Here is a 17,762-nt window from a genome sequence, read left to right as displayed (position 1 = left end):
ATCTACCACCACCAGATGCGGAGGCGGCTGTCACCGTCCGGCAGCCGCTCGTGCAGAAGCCTCCCGGTCGCGGCGATAGCCAAGCTTCTCGGAGAGCTCGCCAGCTCCGTCGATCAGCACGCGGAGATAGGCCTCGCGATTGCGTAGACCATCCTCTTTCGGTGCGACGAGGCAGAGCGTCGCGATGCAGACCGCTTCCGCGTCGTAGACCGGGACGGCGAAGCAATGGGTGAAGCTGTCGACGATGCTGTTGAAGGTGAAATAGCCTTCCTTCTTGGCTTTGCGGACTTGAGCGATGAATTCGGAGGGCTCGAGGCGCGTGCCATCCGGCAGGACGAAATCCTCCTGCGGTATGAAGGCCAGGATTTCCTCGTCGCTCATGTGATCCACCAGGAGACGGCCGGATGCGGTCCACGGAATGGCGACCGGTTCGCCGATATTGGTGGAGATTCGGAACGGGCGGCTCCCCTCGTTCATCAGAACGACGGCATATTTGTCGCCTTCGAGCTGGCACATCTGCGCCGTCTCGCGCGTCTCCTCGGCGATCCGCCCCAGAAGATGCTCGCTTTCGCGCATCAGGTCGAACTGTTCGGCATAGGCCGCGCCGAGGAAATAGAGCTTGCGCCCGAGAAAGACGCGGCCGTCATCGCCGCGATATTCGATGACCCCCTGGCGGACGAGCAGGTTGACGAGCTCATAGACCGACGAACGCGGCGCGCCAATCCCTTGCGCGATCTCGTTGGGGCGCAAGGGCTGACGCTGCAGACGCAGGAAATCGAGGATTTCGAAAGCCCGGTCGAGACCCCTGGCCCTGCGATTTATCGTGTCTTCCGCCTCGGCCACCGCGCCCTCCTTGCCGCTTCTATTCCGGTCCTTCAGAATTGACCTCAATTAGCCTTGTAGGCGACGCAGTCAACTTCGACCTTGCAGTCGACCATCATGCGCGACTGGACGCAGGCGCGGGCCGGCGGGTTGGCGCCGAAATACTCCGCATAGACGCCGTTGAAGGTCCAGAAGTCACGGGGGTCGTCGAGCCAGACGCCGACACGCACCACATCTTCGAGCCCATAGCCGGCTTCGTCCAGGATTGCGATCATGTTCTCGATCGCCTTGCGGCTTTCCGCGACGATTCCACCGCCGACGATCTCGCCCGCCTCCATGGCGACCTGACCGGAAACATAGAGCCACCCGTTCGCCTCCACGGCGCGTGCAAATGGCAGGGGCTGCTTGCCCGCACCGGTTTCGCCCGTTCCATAACGCTTGATCGTCACGCTTCACTCCACTTCTTCATCAAATTCATTGCTTGCTCAGTTGAACGTCGAGGTCTTCAAAAACTCGGCCAGGCGTTCAGTCCTCGGTTTCAGGAACATCTCGCGCGGGTCCCCCTCCTCGCCGATGCGCCCCTGGTTCATGAAGATCACCCGGGAGGAGACCTCGTAGGCGAAGCGCATCTCGTGAGTGACGATCAGCATGCTCATCCCATCCTCGGCGAGACCCTTGATGACCTGCAAGACCTCGTTGACGAGCTCCGGATCGAGCGCCGAAGTGACCTCGTCGAAGAGCATGAGCTTCGGATTCATGGCGATGGCACGGGCGATCGCCACGCGTTGCTGCTGGCCGCCGGAAAGCTGCCCCGGATAATGATCCTTGCGCGAGAGCAGGCCGACCCGGTCGAGCCATCTCTCGGCAAGCACCCTCGCCTCGTCGCGGCTCATCTTTTTCACTTTGACAAGCCCGAGCATGACATTGGCCGCGGCGGTCATATGCGGAAACAGGTTGAACTGCTGAAAGGCCATGCCGGTCAGTGCGCGCTGACGGGCGATCTCCCGCTCGGACTTGCGCCGGCGGGCGCCTCCTGCCGTCTCGTAGCCGATCTCCTGGCCGTCGATGGCGATCGTGCCGCCCTGAAACTCCTCCAGCATGTTGATGCAGCGAAGCATCGTCGTCTTGCCCGAGCCGCTGGAGCCGATGATGCTGATCACCTCCCCCTGGCGCATCGAGCAATCGACGCCCTTCAGCACCTCGACCGTGCCGTAGCGTTTGTGAAGATCGCGGATTTCGAGAAGATTGGTCATCGGATTGCGAGCCTCACGATGGAACGGCGGTCTTGCGCTCGACGTAACGGCCAAAGCGCTCGATGCCGTAATTGATGACGAAATAGAGAAAGCCTGCGAAGAAATAGAATTCGAGGCTCATGAAGGTGCGGGAGATCACTTCCTGCGTCCGCAACAGCAACTCGCTCACGCCGATGATCGAAAGCAGCGTCGATGCCTTGACCATCTCGGCCGCTGTGTTGACCCAGGCAGGAAGTGCCTGCCGCAAAGCCTGCGGGGCGAGCACATAGGCGAAGGTTTGCGCAAAGGTCAAACCGATCGCCTTGGCGGCTTCGGTCTGCCCCTTGGGGATCGATTGCAGCGCGCCGCGCACCAGTTCGCCGACATGCGAGCTGCAGAAGACGGCAAGGGCCAGAACACCGGCCTGGAACGGTCCGAGATCGATGCCGATCGTGCTCAGGACGTAGTAGCTCGCGAGCACCAGGACGAGCACCGGCGTGCCGCGGATGAAATCGGTGTAGCCGCGCACGACCCATTTGAAGGGACGAAACCCGTAGACGAGCGCCAGACCGACGAAGACACCGAGCACGGTGCCGACGACGATCGAGAGAAACGATATCGAGACGGAGACGCCGAGCCCTTTGAGGAGCGGTATCCGGGCAAGCCAGAGCTGGTCGAGAAACGAGAAATCCATGACGGTCACCTCGGCACTGCAAGACGCCGCTCGGCGGCGCGCATAAGCGCGGCCAGCAACGAGCAGGTCGCGACATAGAGGCAACTCGCAACGATCCAGGTCTCGATGACGCGGAAGGTCTCGACGTTGATCTTGCGTGCCTCGAAAGTGAGTTCCGGAACCGCGATCGCGGCGGCGAGCGAGGTATCCTTGAAGAGCGAGATCATCGTACTGCTAAGCGACGGCAGGACGCTGCGCAGCATCAGCGGAATGATGATCGACGTGCGTATCTGCATCTCCGTAAGCCCGATCGCGAGCCCCGCCTCGCGCTGCCCCGGCGGTATGGCGATGAGGCCGCCGCGAAACACTTCGGCAAGGTAGGCCCCCGAGTAGATTGCAAGCGTCGCGACGAAGCTCTCGATCTTGCCGAGACGGACTCCGAGTTCAGGAAGCGCGAAATAGCTGAAGAGGACGAGGACGAGGATCGGCGTGTTGCGGATCACGGTGACGTAGAGCCCGGCAGGCTTGCGCAGCAATGCCCTTCTGGAAACGAGCCCAAAGGCCGTGATCAACCCGATCACGCAACCCGCGAGGATCGCGACAAATGCAAGGCCGAGGCTGAGCGCCAGACCTTCGAGAAGCAGGTCGAACGAGCGCCACACGGCCGCGAAGTTCAAGGAATATGTCATGGAAGCAGCCGTTTCGTGGAACAAGGCAGCTCCACCAAGAGGCGGAGCCGCCATTGGCAGGGCTCACTTGTACTCGATGGGGAAACCGATCTGCGGCGGGGTGAGGTCCTTGCCGAACCAGGTCTTGAACGACTTCGCATAGAAATCGAATTCGACACCGGTCATGGCTTCGTGCAGCGCCGTGTTGACGAAGTTCAGCCAGTCCTGATCACCGCGCCGGACGCCGCAGGCATAGGTCTGCGGGTTCCAGCCATAGCCGGCGTCCTTATAGCGCCCCGAGTTCTGGGTCATGTACCAGGCGAGCGAGGACTGGTCGGTGGCGGCGGCATCGGCGCGGCCGGATTCGAGCGCCTGATAGATCAGGTCGACGGATTCGTACTGGTCGACCGTCGCCTCCGGCAAGGCCGCATGGACCATGTCCTCGGCATAGACGTTCTGCAATACGGAAATCGTCACCGAAGAGCCGGCAGCTTTCAGCGCTTCATAATCGGCATACTCGCCGTCCGCCTTCAGCATCAGGCCGACGCCTTCCCGGTAGTAAGGGATAGTGAAGGCGATCTGCTGAGCGCGTTCCCCGGTAACCGTCATGAATTGGCAGGTGATATCGACCTTGCCGGTGGTGATGTTCGGAATGCGGGCATCGGACGACTGGTTGACGAACTCGATCTTCTCCGGGTCCCCGAAGAGCGCCTTGGCGATGATGCGGCCCATGTCGACGTCGAAACCCTGGAGCTTGTCTTCGGCGCTCTTGAAATGCCACGGCGCGTTGGTGCTGCCGGTGCCGAGTATCAGATGGCCGCGGCTCAGAATTTCGTCGAGCTTGCTCGATGCCTGTTGTGCTTGCGCCGGCATAGCCGCCAGCACGGCCGCGATGACGCTCGCGGCGACCGTGAATTTGCTGATCATTGAAAGACCTCCCCTTTCGCTCCCACTCATATATTCCGGTATAATGGACATGCGTCCTGAATAACGGATTGACCCATCAAATGCCTTGGGCCATTACTTGTCAAGCAGGATCGGCTACATTCGCCGCCGATCCACTTCGCATCGAGGAAATGCCCGCATGACACTGCCGATCGAAACCCCCGCCGTGCTGGTCGATCTCGATATCGCCCGGCGCAATGTCCTTGCGTTTCAAGCCTATGCCGACCGGAACGGCATCCGCGTGCGCCCGCACATAAAGACCCACAAGCTTCCGCAGATGGCCGAGCTGCAGCTCGATGCAGGGGCGATCGGCATCACCTGCCAGAAGGTGACGGAGGCGGAGGCGATGGTCGACGGCAGCGCCCGGATCGAGGATGTGCTGATCACCTACAACCTCCTCGGGACCGAGAAGCTCGCGCGGCTCGCGCGACTCAGGGAAAAGGTGACGGTCAGCGTCGTCGCGGACAATGCGACCGTCGTCGACGGGCTCGCAGCTTTCTTCGCCGATGCCGGCAAGCCCTTGACCGTACTTGTCGAATGCAACACCGGGGCAGATCGTTGCGGCGTCGGGACACCGTCCGAGGCGGCGCGCCTTGCCCGGCGCATAGCCGAGGCACCGGGACTGCGCTTCGGCGGATTGATGACCTATCCGCCGGCCGATGGCGCCGCACGCGTCCAGACCTTCATGAGCGATGCGAAGCGGCTGATCGAGGCAGAGGGGCTCGAAGTTCCCTGCATTACATCAGGGGGCACGCCCGGTATGATGCAGGCAGCCGAGGCGCCGATAGCGAGCGAGCACAGGCCGGGTACGTATATCTATAACGACCGGTCGCTGGTTGCCCGGGGCGTGGCGTCATGGGACGACTGCGCCCTCACCGTTCTCGCGACCGTGGTCTCGGTTCCCAGCGAAAACCGGGCGATCATCGATGCCGGCAGCAAGGTCCTGACCTCCGACCTGCTGGGTCTCACCGGCTACGGCCACGTGCTCGGCCGCGACGACATACGTATCGATCAGCTCTCCGAGGAGCATGGCCGCCTCGTCTCGGACGGTCCGATCGGGCTAAAGGTCGGCGAACAGGTCCGCATCGTTCCGAACCATGCCTGCGTCGTGACCAACATGGTCGACGCGGTCCACGTCATCGAGAGCGGCATGCCAAAAGGAACATGGACGGTCGTCGCCCGCGGCCGCGTCCTTTGAGCGGGCTCCCGGTCACGACGGCGCCCGTGAGCCTTAAGAGCCCGCTGGGGAGCCGAAAACCATTAGTCCACAATTTTAGTGCATTTCTAAAATGTCGTGCTATTTTATCGGCGGCAGAGAGCCAAGACCGATAACGGGCACGGCATTCTTTCAGCAGCTCGCATATTGACAGGACTTTTCAAGAAACCGCCTCCAGGCGTCATAAGTTTGCGTTGAAGTAGTCTACCAAATCGATAGCTTTATCTGGCAAAAGATGGAGGTCGAAATGAGCTCGAATAGTCTTGCCGGAATAGTCAAATTAGCGCTTATCGTCGGAAGCCTGCAGCTTGGCTCAATTGGCCTCGCGGCTGCGGACACGACGATCCTGAACGTGTCCTACGACCCGACTCGGGAACTTTACAAGGAATTCAACGCGGCCTTTGCCGAAAAATGGCAGGCCGACACCGGCGAAACCGTGACGATCCAGACATCGCATGGCGGTTCCGGCAAGCAGGCCCGTTCGGTCATCGACGGGCTGGAGGCCGACGTCGTGACGCTGGCCCTCGAAGCGGATATCGACGCGATCGCCAAGGAAAGCGGCAAAATTCCCGCCGATTGGAAGTCCCGCTTCGATAACAACAGTGCGCCCTACACCTCGACCATCGTCTTCCTCGTCCGCAAGGGCAACCCCAAAGGCATCAAGGATTGGGGCGATCTCGTCAGGGAGGATGTGCAGGTAATTACGCCCAACCCGAAGACTTCGGGCGGCGCTCGCTGGAACTTCCTGGCCGCCTGGGCCTGGGCACGTGCCGCCAATAACGGGGACGATGCGAAGGCGCAGGAATATGTGGCGCAGCTCTTCAAGCATGTGCCGGTTCTCGACACCGGCGCGCGCGGCGCGACGACCACCTTCGTCCAGCGCGGCCTTGGCGATGTGTTGCTGGCCTGGGAAAACGAAGCCTATCTGTCACTGGAAGAGCTGGGCCCCGACGATTTCGACATCGTCACGCCGTCGATCTCGATCAAGGCGGAGCCCCCCGTTGCGCTGGTCGATGGCAACGTCGACAGCAAGGGTACCCGCAAGGTCGCCGAGGCCTATCTCGACTATCTCTACAGCGATGTCGGGCAGAAGATCGCGGCCAAACACTACTACCGGCCGTTCAAGCCTGAACTGGCGGATCCCAAGGACACCGCGCGCTTCGCCGAATTGAAGCTCGTCACGATCGACGACTTCGGCGGCTGGAAGGAAGCTCAGCCGAAATTCTTCGGGGATGGCGGGGTCTTCGATCAGATCTACAGGCCGGGGCAATGATATCGATGGCCGCTCGCAGCAACACGCGGTGGCGGTTTCGGCAGCCGAGCGTCATTCCGGGTTTCGGATTGGCGCTCGGCGTCACGCTGGCATGGCTCACCATCATCGTTCTCATTCCTCTCTCCGGACTGCTGTGGCGCTCGAGCGGCCTCGGATGGTCGAAATTCGTGGAACTGGCGCTTGACGAGCGCACGGTCAACGCATTGACGATCAGCTTCGGCACGGCCTTCATCGCCGCCGTTGTCAACCTGGTCTTCGGCGTGCTCCTCGCCTGGGTTCTCGTGCGCTATCGCTTCCCCGGCAAGCGCGTGATCGACGCCATGGTCGATCTGCCCTTCGCCCTGCCGACCGCGGTCGCCGGCATTGCGCTCACGACGCTTTATGCGCCGAACGGCTGGATCGGCTCGCTGCTCGCTCCGCTCGGCATCAAGATAGCCTTCACTCCGGCCGGGATCGTCGTGGCGCTGATCTTCGTCGGCTTGCCCTTCGTCGTGCGTACCGTGCAGCCGATCATGGAAGAGATCGACAAGGAAGTCGAAGAGGCGGCTGCGACCCTCGGCGCCACCCGCTTCCAGACGATCAGCCGGGTCCTGTTGCCCGGTCTCCTGCCTGCGGGGTTGACCGGCTTCGCACTCGCCTTTGCCCGCGGCGTCGGCGAATATGGTTCGGTGATCTTCATCGCCGGCAACCTTCCCTATGTCTCGGAGATCGCGCCGCTTCTGATCGTCATCCGCCTCGAGGAATTCAACTATCCGGCAGCAACCGCGATCGCCGCGGTAATGCTCCTGCTTTCCTTCATGATGCTGCTGGTCATCAATGTGATCCAGGCGTGGAGCAGACGGAGATATGGTTATGGCGCATGATGCCGGCTACGCTTCCAATACGCTTGTGACGGCTGCAACGTCGGAAACGCGGCTTTCGCGCGTGGTCCTCACCGCCGTTGCGCTCGGTTTCGTCGCGCTCTTCCTGCTTCTGCCGCTCGCCACGGTGTTCATCGAGGCGTTCCGCAAAGGAGCGATGGAGTTCTTCACGGCGCTTGGCGATCCCGAGACCTTTTCCGCGATCCGTCTGACACTGCTCGTCGCGGGGATCGCCGTGCCGCTCAATCTCATCTTCGGGGTGGCGGCCGCCTGGGCCATCGCGAAATTCGAGTTCAAGGGCAAGGCGTTCCTGACGACGCTGATCGACCTGCCCTTCTCCGTTTCGCCAGTGATCTCCGGCCTCGTTTTCGTGCTGCTATTCAGCTCTCATAGCGCGCTCGGACCGATCCTGCAAAGCTACGGCATCCAGATCCTCTTTGCCGTTCCGGGTCTCGTGCTCGCCACCGTCTTCGTGACCTTCCCCTTCGTCGCGCGTGAATTGATCCCGCTGATGCAGGAACAGGGAACGGCCGACGAGGAGGCGGCACTTTCGCTCGGCGCCACCGGCTGGCAGACCTTCTGGCATGTGACGCTTCCCAATATAAAATGGGGCCTGCTCTACGGCGTGCTTCTCTGCAATGCCCGCGCCATGGGCGAATTCGGTGCGGTCTCGGTCGTGTCCGGCCATATTCGCGGGCAAACGAACACCATGCCGTTGCAGGTCGAAATCCTCTACAATGAATATAATTTCGTCGCGGCCTTCGCGGTGGCGGCGCTCCTGGCGCTCCTGGCGCTGGTAACGCTCGTTTTGAAGACTGCTCTTGAACTTCGCTACAGCGACGAGATCGCTGCCAGCCGCAGGCACTGAAAGGTCCAGACCTCCATGGAAGTCCGCGTTCAGAATATTCGCAAGGAATTCGGCCGTTTTCCCGCGCTCGACGACGTTTCCCTCGACATCCGCTCGGGTGAACTGATCGCGCTCCTCGGCCCCTCCGGCTCCGGCAAGACCACGCTGCTCAGGCTGGTCGCCGGGCTCGAAAGCCCGACCGAAGGCACGATTTTCTTCGGCGACGAGGATGCGTCGAAGAAGACCGTGCAGGAGCGCAACATCGGCTTCGTTTTCCAGCATTATGCGCTTTTCCGCCACATGACGGTGCTCGACAACGTCGCTTTCGGTCTGAAGGTGCGGCCCGCCAAACGGCGGCCGGCGGCTGCCGACATCCGCCGCAGGGCGCTCGACCTGCTGGAACTCGTGCAACTCTCCGGGCTGGAGAAACGCTACCCTGCCCAGCTTTCGGGCGGGCAGCGCCAACGCGTCGCACTCGCCCGCGCCATGGCCGTCGAACCCAACGTTCTGCTCCTCGACGAGCCCTTCGGCGCGCTCGATGCGCAGGTGCGCAAGGAGCTGAGGCGGTGGCTGCGCGAAATCCACGATCGCACCGGCCACACCACGATCTTCGTCACTCACGACCAGGAGGAAGCACTCGAGCTTGCCGACCGCGTCGTCGTGATGAGCAAGGGCGCGATCGAGCAGGTCGGCACGCCCGACGAGATCTATGACCATCCGGTCTCGCCCTTCGTCTACGGCTTCATCGGCCAGTCCAACTGCCTCAACGTCACCCTCGCCAATGGCGAAATCTGGCATGAGGACCGCCCGATCGGCCTTCGTGCCGGGAACGAACCGGACGGCGCCGCAACCCTCTATTTCCGGCCGCACGACGTGGAACTCATCGACGGCTGCGGCGGTTGCCTCGCCGGCCTCGTCACGGCCAGCCGGCGCGTGGCGGGCACCCGGCATCTGGAACTCGACCTCGGACGTACGCACCCTCCGGTCGAGATCGAGCTGCCGCCGGAACGCGCCGCCTCCACGGACCACACGCGCATCGCCTTCCGGCCGACGCGATGGAAGCTATTCCGCAAGGGCGGACAAAAGGAGGCACCGCCGATAGAGGCGGAGGCGCCGGTGCTCGCGGCCACCGGCACGTGAGGCGGTGAACCCGGGCTGTGAAAGCGCGGATTCGCCCGGTCCGGAAGCCGGGCGTTGATCTGCCGAATTAATCGGTTCCGATCGAATGAATCCTGCGCTAGAAACCGTCCAATGTCTGTTATCGATGATCTCACGAGCGCACTCGGCGATGCCGTGCTCACCGGCGACCGGATCGCCGAACGTCACCGCGGCGATGCGAGCCTCACGGGCCGAATCCTCCCCCTGGCGGTCGTTCGCCCGGCAAGCGTTGGCGAGGTCGCCGACGCGCTGAGGATCTGCAACGCGCATCGCCAGGCCGTGGTGCCGCAGGGTGGCTTGACCGGGCTCGCCGGCGGCGCCAATCCGTGCGCTGGCGACGTTGCCATTTCGCTGGAGAGACTTTCCGGCATCGAGGAGATCGATGCTGCCGCAGGTACGATGACGGTTCTCTCCGGAACACCCCTCGAAGTCGCCCAGCGCGCGGCCGAGGATGCCGGTTTCCTGTTGCCGATCGATCTGGGAGCCCGCGGCTCCTGCCAGATCGGCGGCAATCTGGCCACGAATGCCGGCGGCATCCGGGTGATCCGCAACGGTGTGGCACGCGACAATGTGCTGGGGCTCGAGGCCGTTCTTGCGGACGGAACCGTGATTTCGTCGATGAACAAGATGATCAAGAACAACACGGGCTACGACCTGCGGCAGCTCTTCATCGGTTCGGAAGGCACGCTCGGCATCATCACGCGGGCGGTATTGCGCCTGCGCCCGCTACCGGCCGGGCGGCTGACGGCGCTCTGCGCGCTCGACAGCTATGAGAATGTCGTCGCTCTGCTCAAGCGGGCACAGAAGGAACTCGCCGGCCTCTCCGCCTATGAGGCGATGTGGGAGAGCTATTTCCGTTTCAACTGCGAGGCTGAAAAGCTCAGGCTTTTCGAAGCCACTCCCGCTTTCGCCGTCATCGTCGAAGAGGACCTGCAGGGCCATGAAGCGGAGCGCGAACGGTTCGAAACGTTTCTCGGGCGAGCCCTGGAGGACGGTGTGATCGGCGACGCGCTGATGGCGCAATCGCAAAAAGAGTCTCAAACCTTCTGGCGTATCCGCGAGGGTCACGCGCTGGATCGGCTGCCCCTGCTTCTCAACTTCGATGTCAGCCTGCCGATCGGCGCGATCGGCAGCTTCGCCGAGGAATGCGGCACGGCGCTCCGGGCCAAGTTCCCCGAGGCGCACGTGTCGTTCTTCGGCCATGTCGGCGACAGCAACCTGCACATCGCCTTCTCCGTTCCCGGCGCAACCGAGGACACGGCGCACGCGATCGACGCCGTCGTCTACGGACTGGTCGGCACCTATGGCGGCTCGGTTTCCGCCGAGCACGGGATCGGCCTCCTGAAGCGCGACTTTCTCGATCGCTCCCGCAGTTCCGCGGAACTCGAACTCATGCGGCGCATCAAGAATGCCTTCGATCCGAACGGTATTCTCAATGCCGGCAAGGTCTTAGCCTAAGGCCTGTTGAATTTCATTTCGAGTTTATGACGGCTGCTGCGAGATGGATAATGGCGTTGAAGCTCTGTCGGTTTTGTCGGCATGCATGGCGATGCAGCTCAAAGTGCTCCAGCGACCTTTGCGCGTCTTATAAGACGCGCGGCGCGGTAGGAGACTGTTCAGAGGACTGCAATCTCTCCTCCGTTCCCATCCCTGTGCTCGTCACAGGGATCCAGCAGCGCCGCTTCTGCGGCGCGGGAAGTTCTTTCAGCCCAAGGACTTGGTCTGGCTGGATTCCTGTGACAGGCACAGGAATGAGCAACTGTGTTTTTAGCTGTGTGCCGGATTCCATGGCTGGTTGCTGCGCAGCATGGCGCTGAGGATAGTCAGGATCTTGCGAGCGACGGCGATGAGCGCGACCTTCGGCTTCTTTCCAGCGTCGCACAGGCGTTGATGAAAGGCTTTAAGGACGGGATTGCAGCGGCAGGCGGTCAGGGCCGCCATGTAGAGCATGCCACGCACCTCGGAACGGCCGCCCCAGATGCTGCGCCGACCTCGGAACACGCCGGTGTCGTGGTCGTAGGGCGCCAGACCGGCAAGCGCGGCGATTTCGCGCCTTGACGCCTGGCCGAGCTCCGGAGCCAGCGCCAGCAGCGTGTGGCTGAGCACCGGGCCAGCGCCCTTGAAGGATTGGATCAGTCGATCCTTCTCCGCCAGTTGCACATCGCTGGCGACGAGTTCGGCAAGCCGCTTGTCAATCAACAGGATGTTGGCCTCGATGCTGCGCAGGCGGCGGGCAAAGAGGCGCCGGACCATCGCGTCACGCAGCTGGTCAAGCTGATTGGAAAGGCTGACCTTGTCCTCGGTGAGCTGCCGGCGGGCGCTGACCAGCTCGGCGAGCTGTTCGCGCAACGGATCGACGCGCATTTCCCGCGTCGGCATGTCGGCGGAGTAGCGAGCGATCACGACCGCGTCGAGGCGGTCGTTCTTGGCCAAGCGACCGAGGGCGCGGGCGAAGTGGCGCAGCTTGTGCGGGTTGACATTGCGGACCGGCAGGCCGGCCTTGCGCAGCGCCTGTTTCGCCCCGCGCTCGTAGCCGCCGCTCGGCTCCAGGCCGACCGCCCGCACCCGCCGACCCCGCAGCCGCTGCAAAAGCAGCGCCCAGCCGGCCGAGTCGTTGTCGACGCGAAAACTCTCTCCCGTTTCCAGAACGGCGACGTCCAGCCACCCTTTGGCGACATCGATACCGACCACCAGACCCTTTTCAGCCATCTCTTTCATCCCTTCCTTGCGGTGCGGGGGCTTGCCCCTTGCAACTGTTCGGGTTCAAAAAGAAAGGCGGTCGGGCCCCAGCTTATTCACGGTATCGGCACCGAGGGACGACGGGCTCTCGGCCGCCGCCACGGACGGGAGGCGATCGCCTCCCGTCCGTGGCGCCAACACAATCGCTGATTCGCTACACACAAGGGACCGGGGATGTGCGGCTACTACGACATTCGCTTGCGAATATGCGAGGGATGGCCACCTGTGACGCAATGAACGCGCCGAGAGACCGCACCCTCTCCGACCTCATCCCTGTGGTCGTCACAGGGATCCAACAGCGCCGCGTCTGCGGCGCGGGAAGCGTTCTTTCAGCCCAAGGACTTGGCCTGGCTGGATTCCTGTGACGAGCACAGGAATGAGGAAATCAAACAAGCGGCGGCGGTCGCTCGAATCTCTACAGCCCGGTCAATGGAAACATGCAGCTCGAAGTGCTCCAGCGGCCTTTGCGCGTCTCGTAAGACGCGGCGCTGTAGGAAACGTATCGGAGGACTGCAACCTCTCCTCCCCTCATCCCTGTGCTCGTCACAGGGATCCAGCAGCGCGCGTCTGCGGCGCGGAAAGAGCCTTTCCAGCCCAAGGACTTGGTCCGGCTGGATTCCTGTGACAAGCACAGGAATAAGGAAGTCAAACAAGCGGCGACGGCGGTCGCACGAATCTTCAAACCCATGAGGCGGGCGATTTCGGCAGCCGGCCATCGGGGTCGATGACGCCGAGACGCGGTTCTTGCGGACCGTTCCAACGCCAGAGCGCAACACAGGTGCCGCCGGGCGACATGAAGGATGGATAGATCACCCCATGGAAGTCGCGCGCCAGAAGCTCCGACTGGAGCCTGTGGGTCTCCGGCACCGCGCCCTTGTCGAGCGCATCACGCCATTCGCAGCGATGGATCGCCTCATCCACACCAAGCTCCACAAGAAGGCTGACATCCGTGAGGTCCGCGAGCCTCGCCCCCAGCAACTCGAGCTGCACGATCAGCGCCGGATGCTGGACGAAACCCTGATTGTATTCGGCCCAGGCGGTGGAAAGCTCGCGCGCGCCATAGATCGCAGGCACGCCGATCGGGTTCCAGCGGCCACCGAAGCGAGCAGCACCCGCGCCGGATAGCGGCATATGTGCCCAGCGTGGAACGAAGGCCCGCCAGAGCGTTATCGGCTCGACCGACGCCGTCGGTTCCGGATCGGGTCGCGATACGAGCGGACTGTGTTTCCTCATCCGGTCTTAAGCGTAGACGCCGGCGCGTACCGATTCGAGATAGGCGAGCACCTTGTCGGCCTTGCCTTCACCGACCAGGTCGAATGCCGTCTTGCCGGCCCAGCCGGGAATAGGCTGGTGCTTGAACCAGATGACGGCGCGGGCTTCGTCGCCCGCCATTTCGGAAGCCATGGCCAGGATGCGGACGACCTTGCTCAAGGCGCTGTCCACCTTCCGGGCGCCGGATTTCGCCGTCAGCGTATTGCGGGCGACACCGATCAGCTTGGCGAGTTCGGCGAGGGTGACGCCCAATCGGTCGGCGACCAGGCGGGCCGAGAGAAACGGGGAATGATCGTCCCCGAAACGGGCTGCAGGGATCTGGAAATCGAGGGCAATCATGAGAAATCGATCCTGTTTTGATCGGGTCCCTATAAAAATAGGATCGATTTCCCGTCAATTCAAGCGCAATCTCGGCTCATAGCCGCCAGGGGGGATTGCGCCGTTCAAAGAAGGCCGACACGCCCTCCCGTGCTTCGTCCGTTTCCCAGCTATCGGCAAGCTGTTCTATCGTCGCGGCGATGACGGCGTCGGTGATGGGAAGACCCAGCGACCGCGCAAGCCGCTTCGCCCGCCCGGCGGCGCCCGGAGCCGCGACGAGATAGGCCGTCACCGCGGCATCGACGGCCCCGTCCAGCATGGTGCCGTCGACGACCGTCGTCACGAAACCGGCGACCTTCGCCTCCTCCGCACCGAAGATCCGCGCCGACATGAACAGCGGCCGCGCCCGCGCCTCGCCTGTCCGGGCAACGACATAGGGGCTGATCGTCGCCGGGATCAGCCCGAGGCGCGTCTCGGTCAGGCCGAATTGGGCGCCGGAAGCGGCGATCACCGTGTCGCAGACGCTGATCAGCCCGACGCCACCGCCGAAGGCGTTCCCATGCACGCGCGCAATCAGCGGCTTCGGCAGATCGTTCAGCGCCTTCAACATCATCGCAAGCTTCGTCGCCTCGGCGATCCGCGTCGGCCGGTCGGCGGAAAACTGCTGACGCATCCATTCGAGATCGCCGCCGGCACAGAAACTCTTGCCTTCGGCGTCAAGAATGACTGCCCTGATCGATGTGTCGGTTGCGAGCCGGCCTGCGACGGCCGTCAATTCGCCGATCATGGTGGCGGAAAGCGCATTGTGCTTTGCCGAACGGGCAAGCGTCACCCGGGCGACGCCGCGCTGGTCGATGGCACAGCGGATCGTATCGAAGGTCATGCTGCGCTCCTCAGCGATAGTGCAAAAGCAGCGGCGCGCTCGAGTTTGTCCGAGTCGAGGCTGGTGGCAAAACCCCGCGCGTCGAGAAAGGCGTTCACCGCAAGCGTATCGACATTGCCGGCCGCTCCCGGCGCATAGGGACAACCGCCGAGCCCGCCGGCCGAAGCGTCGAAAACCCGGATACCGCGCTCCAGTGCTACCGCGATATTCTCCAGCGCCCGGCCGGACGTGTCGTGGAAATGCCCGGCGAGTTTCTTGGCATCGATCTCGCAGAGCGCCGCTGTCAGCATGGCATCGATCGCTTCCGGCGTGCCGCGCCCGATCGTGTCGCCGAGGCTGATCTCGTAGCAGCCGAGGTCGGCAAGCAGCCCCGCGACGCGGGCGGTCTGCGCCGGCGCGATCGCGCCCTCATAGGGACATTCGACGACACAGCTCACATAGCCGCGCAGGGGAATGCCTTGGCGCCGGCTTGCTTCGGCGACCGGCCGAAAACGCTCGATGCTTTCGGCAATCGAGCAGTTGATGTTCTTCTCGGAGAAGCCTTCCGACGCCGAGGCAAAGATCGCGACCTCGTCGGCGCCAGCCGCAAGCGCCGCCTCGAAGCCGCGCATATTGGGCGTCAGCGCCGCGTAACGCGTGCCCGGACGTCGGACGATGTCAGCCATGACAGCCGGCGCATCGGCCAATTGCGGTACCCAGCGCGGACTGACGAAGCTCGTTACTTCGATGCGCTCGTAACCGCAGTCGGACAGCAGATCGACGAGCCTGACCTTGTCCTCGGTGGCGACGAGCCGCGAACTCGTTTTGAAGACCGTCGCGCGGCGCCACCTCGACAATCGTGACGCGCTCCTTTGCCGGCGACGTCATTGCGCAGCCTCCTCCATCAGCGTCACGAGCACCGTGCCCTCGCTGACCTGAGCGCCTTCCGCCACATGCACATTGGCGATCGTGCCCTCGCGTGAGGCCGAGAGCGTCAGTTCCATCTTCATCGCCTCCATCACGACGAGTGCCTGTCCCTTTGTCACCGCGTCGCCGGCGCCGACCCGCACCAGCTTCACGAGACCCGGCATCGGCGCGACCAGCTCGTCGTCGGCGATCTCGCTGCTCTGCCCGCCGGTCAATCCGTCCGGCAGTTGGAACACCAGGTTGCGCCCGCCATGGAAGAGCGTCAACGCCTCGCGATCCCGCGAGAAACGGATCAGGCGCTTCTGTCCGGCCACCTCGAGCCGGGCACCACCCTCGAAGCGGTCGAGCACGAGGACGGGCAGCGTGCTCGCGCCGGCACGCACGGCGAACTGGTCGCGGCCGCGCGAAGCCAAGGTCACGGTTACGCGGTCGTCCGCATGCTCGATCACCACCATGCGGTGCGCGTCGCCCCAGATTTGCCAGGAGCCGAGCGACGACCATGGATCGCTCGACTTGTTCGGATCGAGCGCGCCGGTCGATATGATCGCCGCGAGCGCCAGCGCCTCGTCGCCGGGTGCGACCGGCGCGGTCAGGCGCTCGATCTCGCGGTCGATCAGCCCCGTATCCGGATGGCCGGAGCGGAAATCGTGCTCTTCCGTCAGGCGGATGAGAAAATCGCGGTTCGTAACGGTGCCGCCGATCCGGCATTCCTTGAGCGCGTCCTGCAACCGACCCAGCGCCGCCGAACGGTTCTGGCCATGCACGATCACCTTGGCAATCAGCGGATCATAATAGGGCGTGATCGTATCCCCCTGCCGGACGCCGGAATCGATCCGCGCAGTATCCTCGGGAAAGCTCAATTGCGTCAGCCGGCCGGTCGCCGGCAGGAAGCCCCGGGCCGGATCCTCCGCATAGAGGCGCGCCTCGAAGGCCCAGCCGTTCATGGAAATATCGGCCTGTTTCTTCGGCAGCGGCTCGCCGCTGGCGACCCGCAACTGCCATTCCACGAGATCGATGCCGGTGATCGCTTCCGTGACCGGATGCTCCACCTGCAGCCGCGTGTTCATCTCCATGAAATAGAAGTGATCCGGCCAGAGACCGTTGGTCACGTCGGCGATGAATTCCACCGTGCCGGCGCCGACATAGCCGATCGCCTGGGCGGCTCTGACCGCCGCATTGCCCATCGCCCGGCGGACCTCGGCCGTCATGCCGGGCGCCGGCGCCTCCTCTATCACTTTCTGATGTCGCCGTTGCAGCGAGCAGTCGCGCTCGAAGAGGTGAACGATATTGCCGTGCCGGTCGCCGAAGACCTGCATCTCGATGTGACGCGGCTTCGTCAGATAGCGCTCGATAAGCACCGAACCGTCGCCGAAGGCGGATTCGGCCTCCCGTCGTGCGGCCTCCAGCGCCGGGCCGAAATCCTCCTGCCGCTCGACCCGGCGCATGCCTCTGCCGCCGCCGCCCGCCCGCGCCTTGATCAGCACCGGATATCTGATCTCCCGTGCCCTCTCGGCAAGAAAGGACGCATCCTGCTCATCGCCGTGGTAGCCGGGCACGACCGGTACTCCGGATCGTTCCATGAGCGCCTTGGCCGCGTCCTTGAGACCCATGGCGCGGATCGCGGCCGGCGGCGGCCCGACGAATATCATGCCTGCTTCTTCGACAGCCTCGGCGAAATCGGCGTTCTCCGAGAGAAAACCATAGCCCGGATGAATGGCTTGTGCGCCGACGCTTCCTGCCGCTTGAACGATGGGCGCAATCGCCAGATAGCTTTCGGCGGCGGGCGCTCCCCGATCCGGATCGCCTCGTCGGCGAGCGCCACATGCAGCGCGTCTCCGTCTGCGTCGGAATAGACGGCGACGGTGCGAATGCCGAGCCGTCGCGCGGTGCGGATGATGCGGCAGGCGATCTCACCGCGATTGGCAATCAGGAGCTTCGAAAACATGCGCC

Annotated in this window: 16 protein-coding genes and 2 pseudogenes; 6 read left to right on the top strand and 12 right to left on the bottom strand. The window is 63.3% G+C overall.

The annotated features are described in order from the left end of the window. Window positions 1-30: 30 nt before the first annotated feature. The 6 genes from N0Q91_RS29250 to N0Q91_RS29225 form a co-directional block, all read right to left on the bottom strand. Window positions 31-891: an IclR family transcriptional regulator gene (locus N0Q91_RS29250; protein WP_275598975.1), complete on the bottom strand. Its 861-nt coding sequence runs from the start codon at window positions 889-891 to the stop codon at window positions 31-33. After that, entirely contained in the window at window positions 888-1,271 is a 384-nt protein-coding gene (locus N0Q91_RS29245) for a RidA family protein (protein ID WP_275598974.1), read from the bottom strand. The genes N0Q91_RS29250 and N0Q91_RS29245 overlap by 4 nt, the downstream gene beginning before the upstream one ends. A gap of 36 nt (window positions 1,272-1,307) precedes the next feature. Further along, a complete protein-coding gene (locus N0Q91_RS29240; RefSeq protein WP_275598973.1) occupies window positions 1,308-2,075 on the bottom strand; it encodes an amino acid ABC transporter ATP-binding protein in 768 nt (255 codons plus the stop codon). A gap of 13 nt (window positions 2,076-2,088) precedes the next feature. Beyond that, window positions 2,089-2,748, bottom strand: coding sequence for an amino acid ABC transporter permease (locus tag N0Q91_RS29235; RefSeq protein ID WP_275598972.1), 660 nt, complete (start codon window positions 2,746-2,748; stop codon window positions 2,089-2,091). A 5-nt stretch (window positions 2,749-2,753) separates the two neighbouring features. Continuing rightward, window positions 2,754-3,416: an amino acid ABC transporter permease gene (locus N0Q91_RS29230; RefSeq protein ID WP_026168824.1), complete on the bottom strand. Its 663-nt coding sequence runs from the start codon at window positions 3,414-3,416 to the stop codon at window positions 2,754-2,756. A 63-nt stretch (window positions 3,417-3,479) separates the two neighbouring features. Then, window positions 3,480-4,322, bottom strand: a complete 843-nt coding sequence (locus N0Q91_RS29225) for a transporter substrate-binding protein (protein WP_102762326.1) — start codon at window positions 4,320-4,322, stop codon at window positions 3,480-3,482. Between the two features lie 157 nt (window positions 4,323-4,479). Between N0Q91_RS29225 and N0Q91_RS29220 the strand changes: the two genes are divergently transcribed. The 6 genes from N0Q91_RS29220 to N0Q91_RS29195 all read left to right on the top strand — a co-directional run bounded on the left by N0Q91_RS29220 (window position 4,480) and on the right by N0Q91_RS29195 (window position 11,152). After that, window positions 4,480-5,538 (top strand): D-TA family PLP-dependent enzyme, encoded by a 1,059-nt coding sequence (locus N0Q91_RS29220; protein ID WP_275598971.1) that lies wholly within the window; start codon window positions 4,480-4,482, stop codon window positions 5,536-5,538. Window positions 5,539-5,803: 265 nt separating this feature from the next. Then, window positions 5,804-6,829 carry a sulfate ABC transporter substrate-binding protein gene (locus tag N0Q91_RS29215; protein ID WP_275598970.1) on the top strand — a complete coding sequence of 342 codons (1,026 nt, stop codon included), beginning with the start codon at window positions 5,804-5,806 and terminating at the stop codon, window positions 6,827-6,829. Continuing rightward, entirely contained in the window at window positions 6,826-7,692 is an 867-nt protein-coding gene (cysT, locus tag N0Q91_RS29210; protein ID WP_180980771.1) for a sulfate ABC transporter permease subunit CysT, read from the top strand. Before N0Q91_RS29215 ends, cysT begins: the two co-directional genes overlap by 4 nt. Then, complete coding sequence (cysW, locus tag N0Q91_RS29205) at window positions 7,682-8,557, top strand: sulfate ABC transporter permease subunit CysW (protein ID WP_275598969.1); 876 nt, start codon at window positions 7,682-7,684, stop codon at window positions 8,555-8,557. The genes cysT and cysW overlap by 11 nt, the downstream gene beginning before the upstream one ends. 15 nt (window positions 8,558-8,572) lie before the next feature. Beyond that, entirely contained in the window at window positions 8,573-9,676 is a 1,104-nt protein-coding gene (locus N0Q91_RS29200) for a sulfate/molybdate ABC transporter ATP-binding protein (protein ID WP_275598968.1), read from the top strand. A 111-nt stretch (window positions 9,677-9,787) separates the two neighbouring features. Further along, window positions 9,788-11,152: an FAD-binding oxidoreductase gene (locus N0Q91_RS29195; protein ID WP_275598967.1), complete on the top strand. Its 1,365-nt coding sequence runs from the start codon at window positions 9,788-9,790 to the stop codon at window positions 11,150-11,152. Window positions 11,153-11,461: 309 nt separating this feature from the next. Here N0Q91_RS29195 and N0Q91_RS29190 read toward each other — a convergent pair whose 3' ends face one another. The 6 genes and pseudogenes from N0Q91_RS29190 to N0Q91_RS29165 all read right to left on the bottom strand — a co-directional run bounded on the left by N0Q91_RS29190 (window position 11,462) and on the right by N0Q91_RS29165 (window position 17,757). Continuing rightward, a complete protein-coding gene (locus N0Q91_RS29190; RefSeq protein ID WP_275598966.1) occupies window positions 11,462-12,412 on the bottom strand; it encodes an IS110 family RNA-guided transposase in 951 nt (316 codons plus the stop codon). 699 nt (window positions 12,413-13,111) lie between these two features. Beyond that, entirely contained in the window at window positions 13,112-13,666 is a 555-nt protein-coding gene (locus N0Q91_RS29185; RefSeq protein ID WP_275598965.1) for an RES family NAD+ phosphorylase, read from the bottom strand. A 6-nt stretch (window positions 13,667-13,672) separates the two neighbouring features. Then, on the bottom strand, window positions 13,673-14,044 hold the full coding sequence (locus tag N0Q91_RS29180; RefSeq protein ID WP_018097157.1) for an antitoxin Xre/MbcA/ParS toxin-binding domain-containing protein: 372 nt from the start codon (window positions 14,042-14,044) through the stop codon (window positions 13,673-13,675). 76 nt (window positions 14,045-14,120) lie between these two features. Next, window positions 14,121-14,906, bottom strand: coding sequence for a crotonase/enoyl-CoA hydratase family protein (locus N0Q91_RS29175; RefSeq protein ID WP_275598964.1), 786 nt, complete (start codon window positions 14,904-14,906; stop codon window positions 14,121-14,123). Then, window positions 14,903-15,773 (bottom strand): annotated as a pseudogene (locus tag N0Q91_RS29170) (hydroxymethylglutaryl-CoA lyase). The gene N0Q91_RS29175 and the pseudogene N0Q91_RS29170 overlap by 4 nt, the downstream one beginning before the upstream one ends. Then, window positions 15,770-17,757 (bottom strand): annotated as a pseudogene (locus N0Q91_RS29165) (acetyl/propionyl/methylcrotonyl-CoA carboxylase subunit alpha). The pseudogenes N0Q91_RS29170 and N0Q91_RS29165 overlap by 4 nt, the downstream one beginning before the upstream one ends. Window positions 17,758-17,762 lie beyond the last annotated feature (5 nt).

It is taken from the genome of Sinorhizobium prairiense, from assembly GCF_029201645.2.
GTDB classification, from domain to species: Bacteria; Pseudomonadota; Alphaproteobacteria; order Rhizobiales; family Rhizobiaceae; genus Sinorhizobium; species Sinorhizobium meliloti_A.
The sequence above is the reverse complement of the archived record's forward strand: the minus strand, read 5'-3'. Positions and strand labels throughout refer to the sequence as shown.

Excerpts from the sequence above, each read along its gene's own strand:
- N0Q91_RS29240 (WP_275598973.1), bottom strand. The coding sequence starts at position 2,075 with ATGACCAATCTTCTCGAAATCCGCGATCTTCACAAACGCTACGGCACG.
- N0Q91_RS29235 (WP_275598972.1), bottom strand. The coding sequence starts at position 2,748 with ATGGATTTCTCGTTTCTCGACCAGCTCTGGCTTGCCCGGATACCGCTC.
- N0Q91_RS29230 (WP_026168824.1), bottom strand. The coding sequence starts at position 3,416 with ATGACATATTCCTTGAACTTCGCGGCCGTGTGGCGCTCGTTCGACCTG.
- N0Q91_RS29225 (WP_102762326.1), bottom strand. The coding sequence starts at position 4,322 with ATGATCAGCAAATTCACGGTCGCCGCGAGCGTCATCGCGGCCGTGCTG.
- N0Q91_RS29220 (WP_275598971.1), top strand. The coding sequence starts at position 4,480 with ATGACACTGCCGATCGAAACCCCCGCCGTGCTGGTCGATCTCGATATC.
- N0Q91_RS29215 (WP_275598970.1), top strand. The coding sequence starts at position 5,804 with ATGAGCTCGAATAGTCTTGCCGGAATAGTCAAATTAGCGCTTATCGTC.
- cysT (WP_180980771.1), top strand. The coding sequence starts at position 6,826 with ATGATATCGATGGCCGCTCGCAGCAACACGCGGTGGCGGTTTCGGCAG.
- cysW (WP_275598969.1), top strand. The coding sequence starts at position 7,682 with ATGGCGCATGATGCCGGCTACGCTTCCAATACGCTTGTGACGGCTGCA.
- N0Q91_RS29200 (WP_275598968.1), top strand. The coding sequence starts at position 8,573 with ATGGAAGTCCGCGTTCAGAATATTCGCAAGGAATTCGGCCGTTTTCCC.
- N0Q91_RS29195 (WP_275598967.1), top strand. The coding sequence starts at position 9,788 with ATGTCTGTTATCGATGATCTCACGAGCGCACTCGGCGATGCCGTGCTC.
- N0Q91_RS29190 (WP_275598966.1), bottom strand. The coding sequence starts at position 12,412 with ATGAAAGAGATGGCTGAAAAGGGTCTGGTGGTCGGTATCGATGTCGCC.
- N0Q91_RS29185 (WP_275598965.1), bottom strand. The coding sequence starts at position 13,666 with ATGAGGAAACACAGTCCGCTCGTATCGCGACCCGATCCGGAACCGACG.
- N0Q91_RS29180 (WP_018097157.1), bottom strand. The coding sequence starts at position 14,044 with ATGATTGCCCTCGATTTCCAGATCCCTGCAGCCCGTTTCGGGGACGAT.
- N0Q91_RS29175 (WP_275598964.1), bottom strand. The coding sequence starts at position 14,906 with ATGACCTTCGATACGATCCGCTGTGCCATCGACCAGCGCGGCGTCGCC.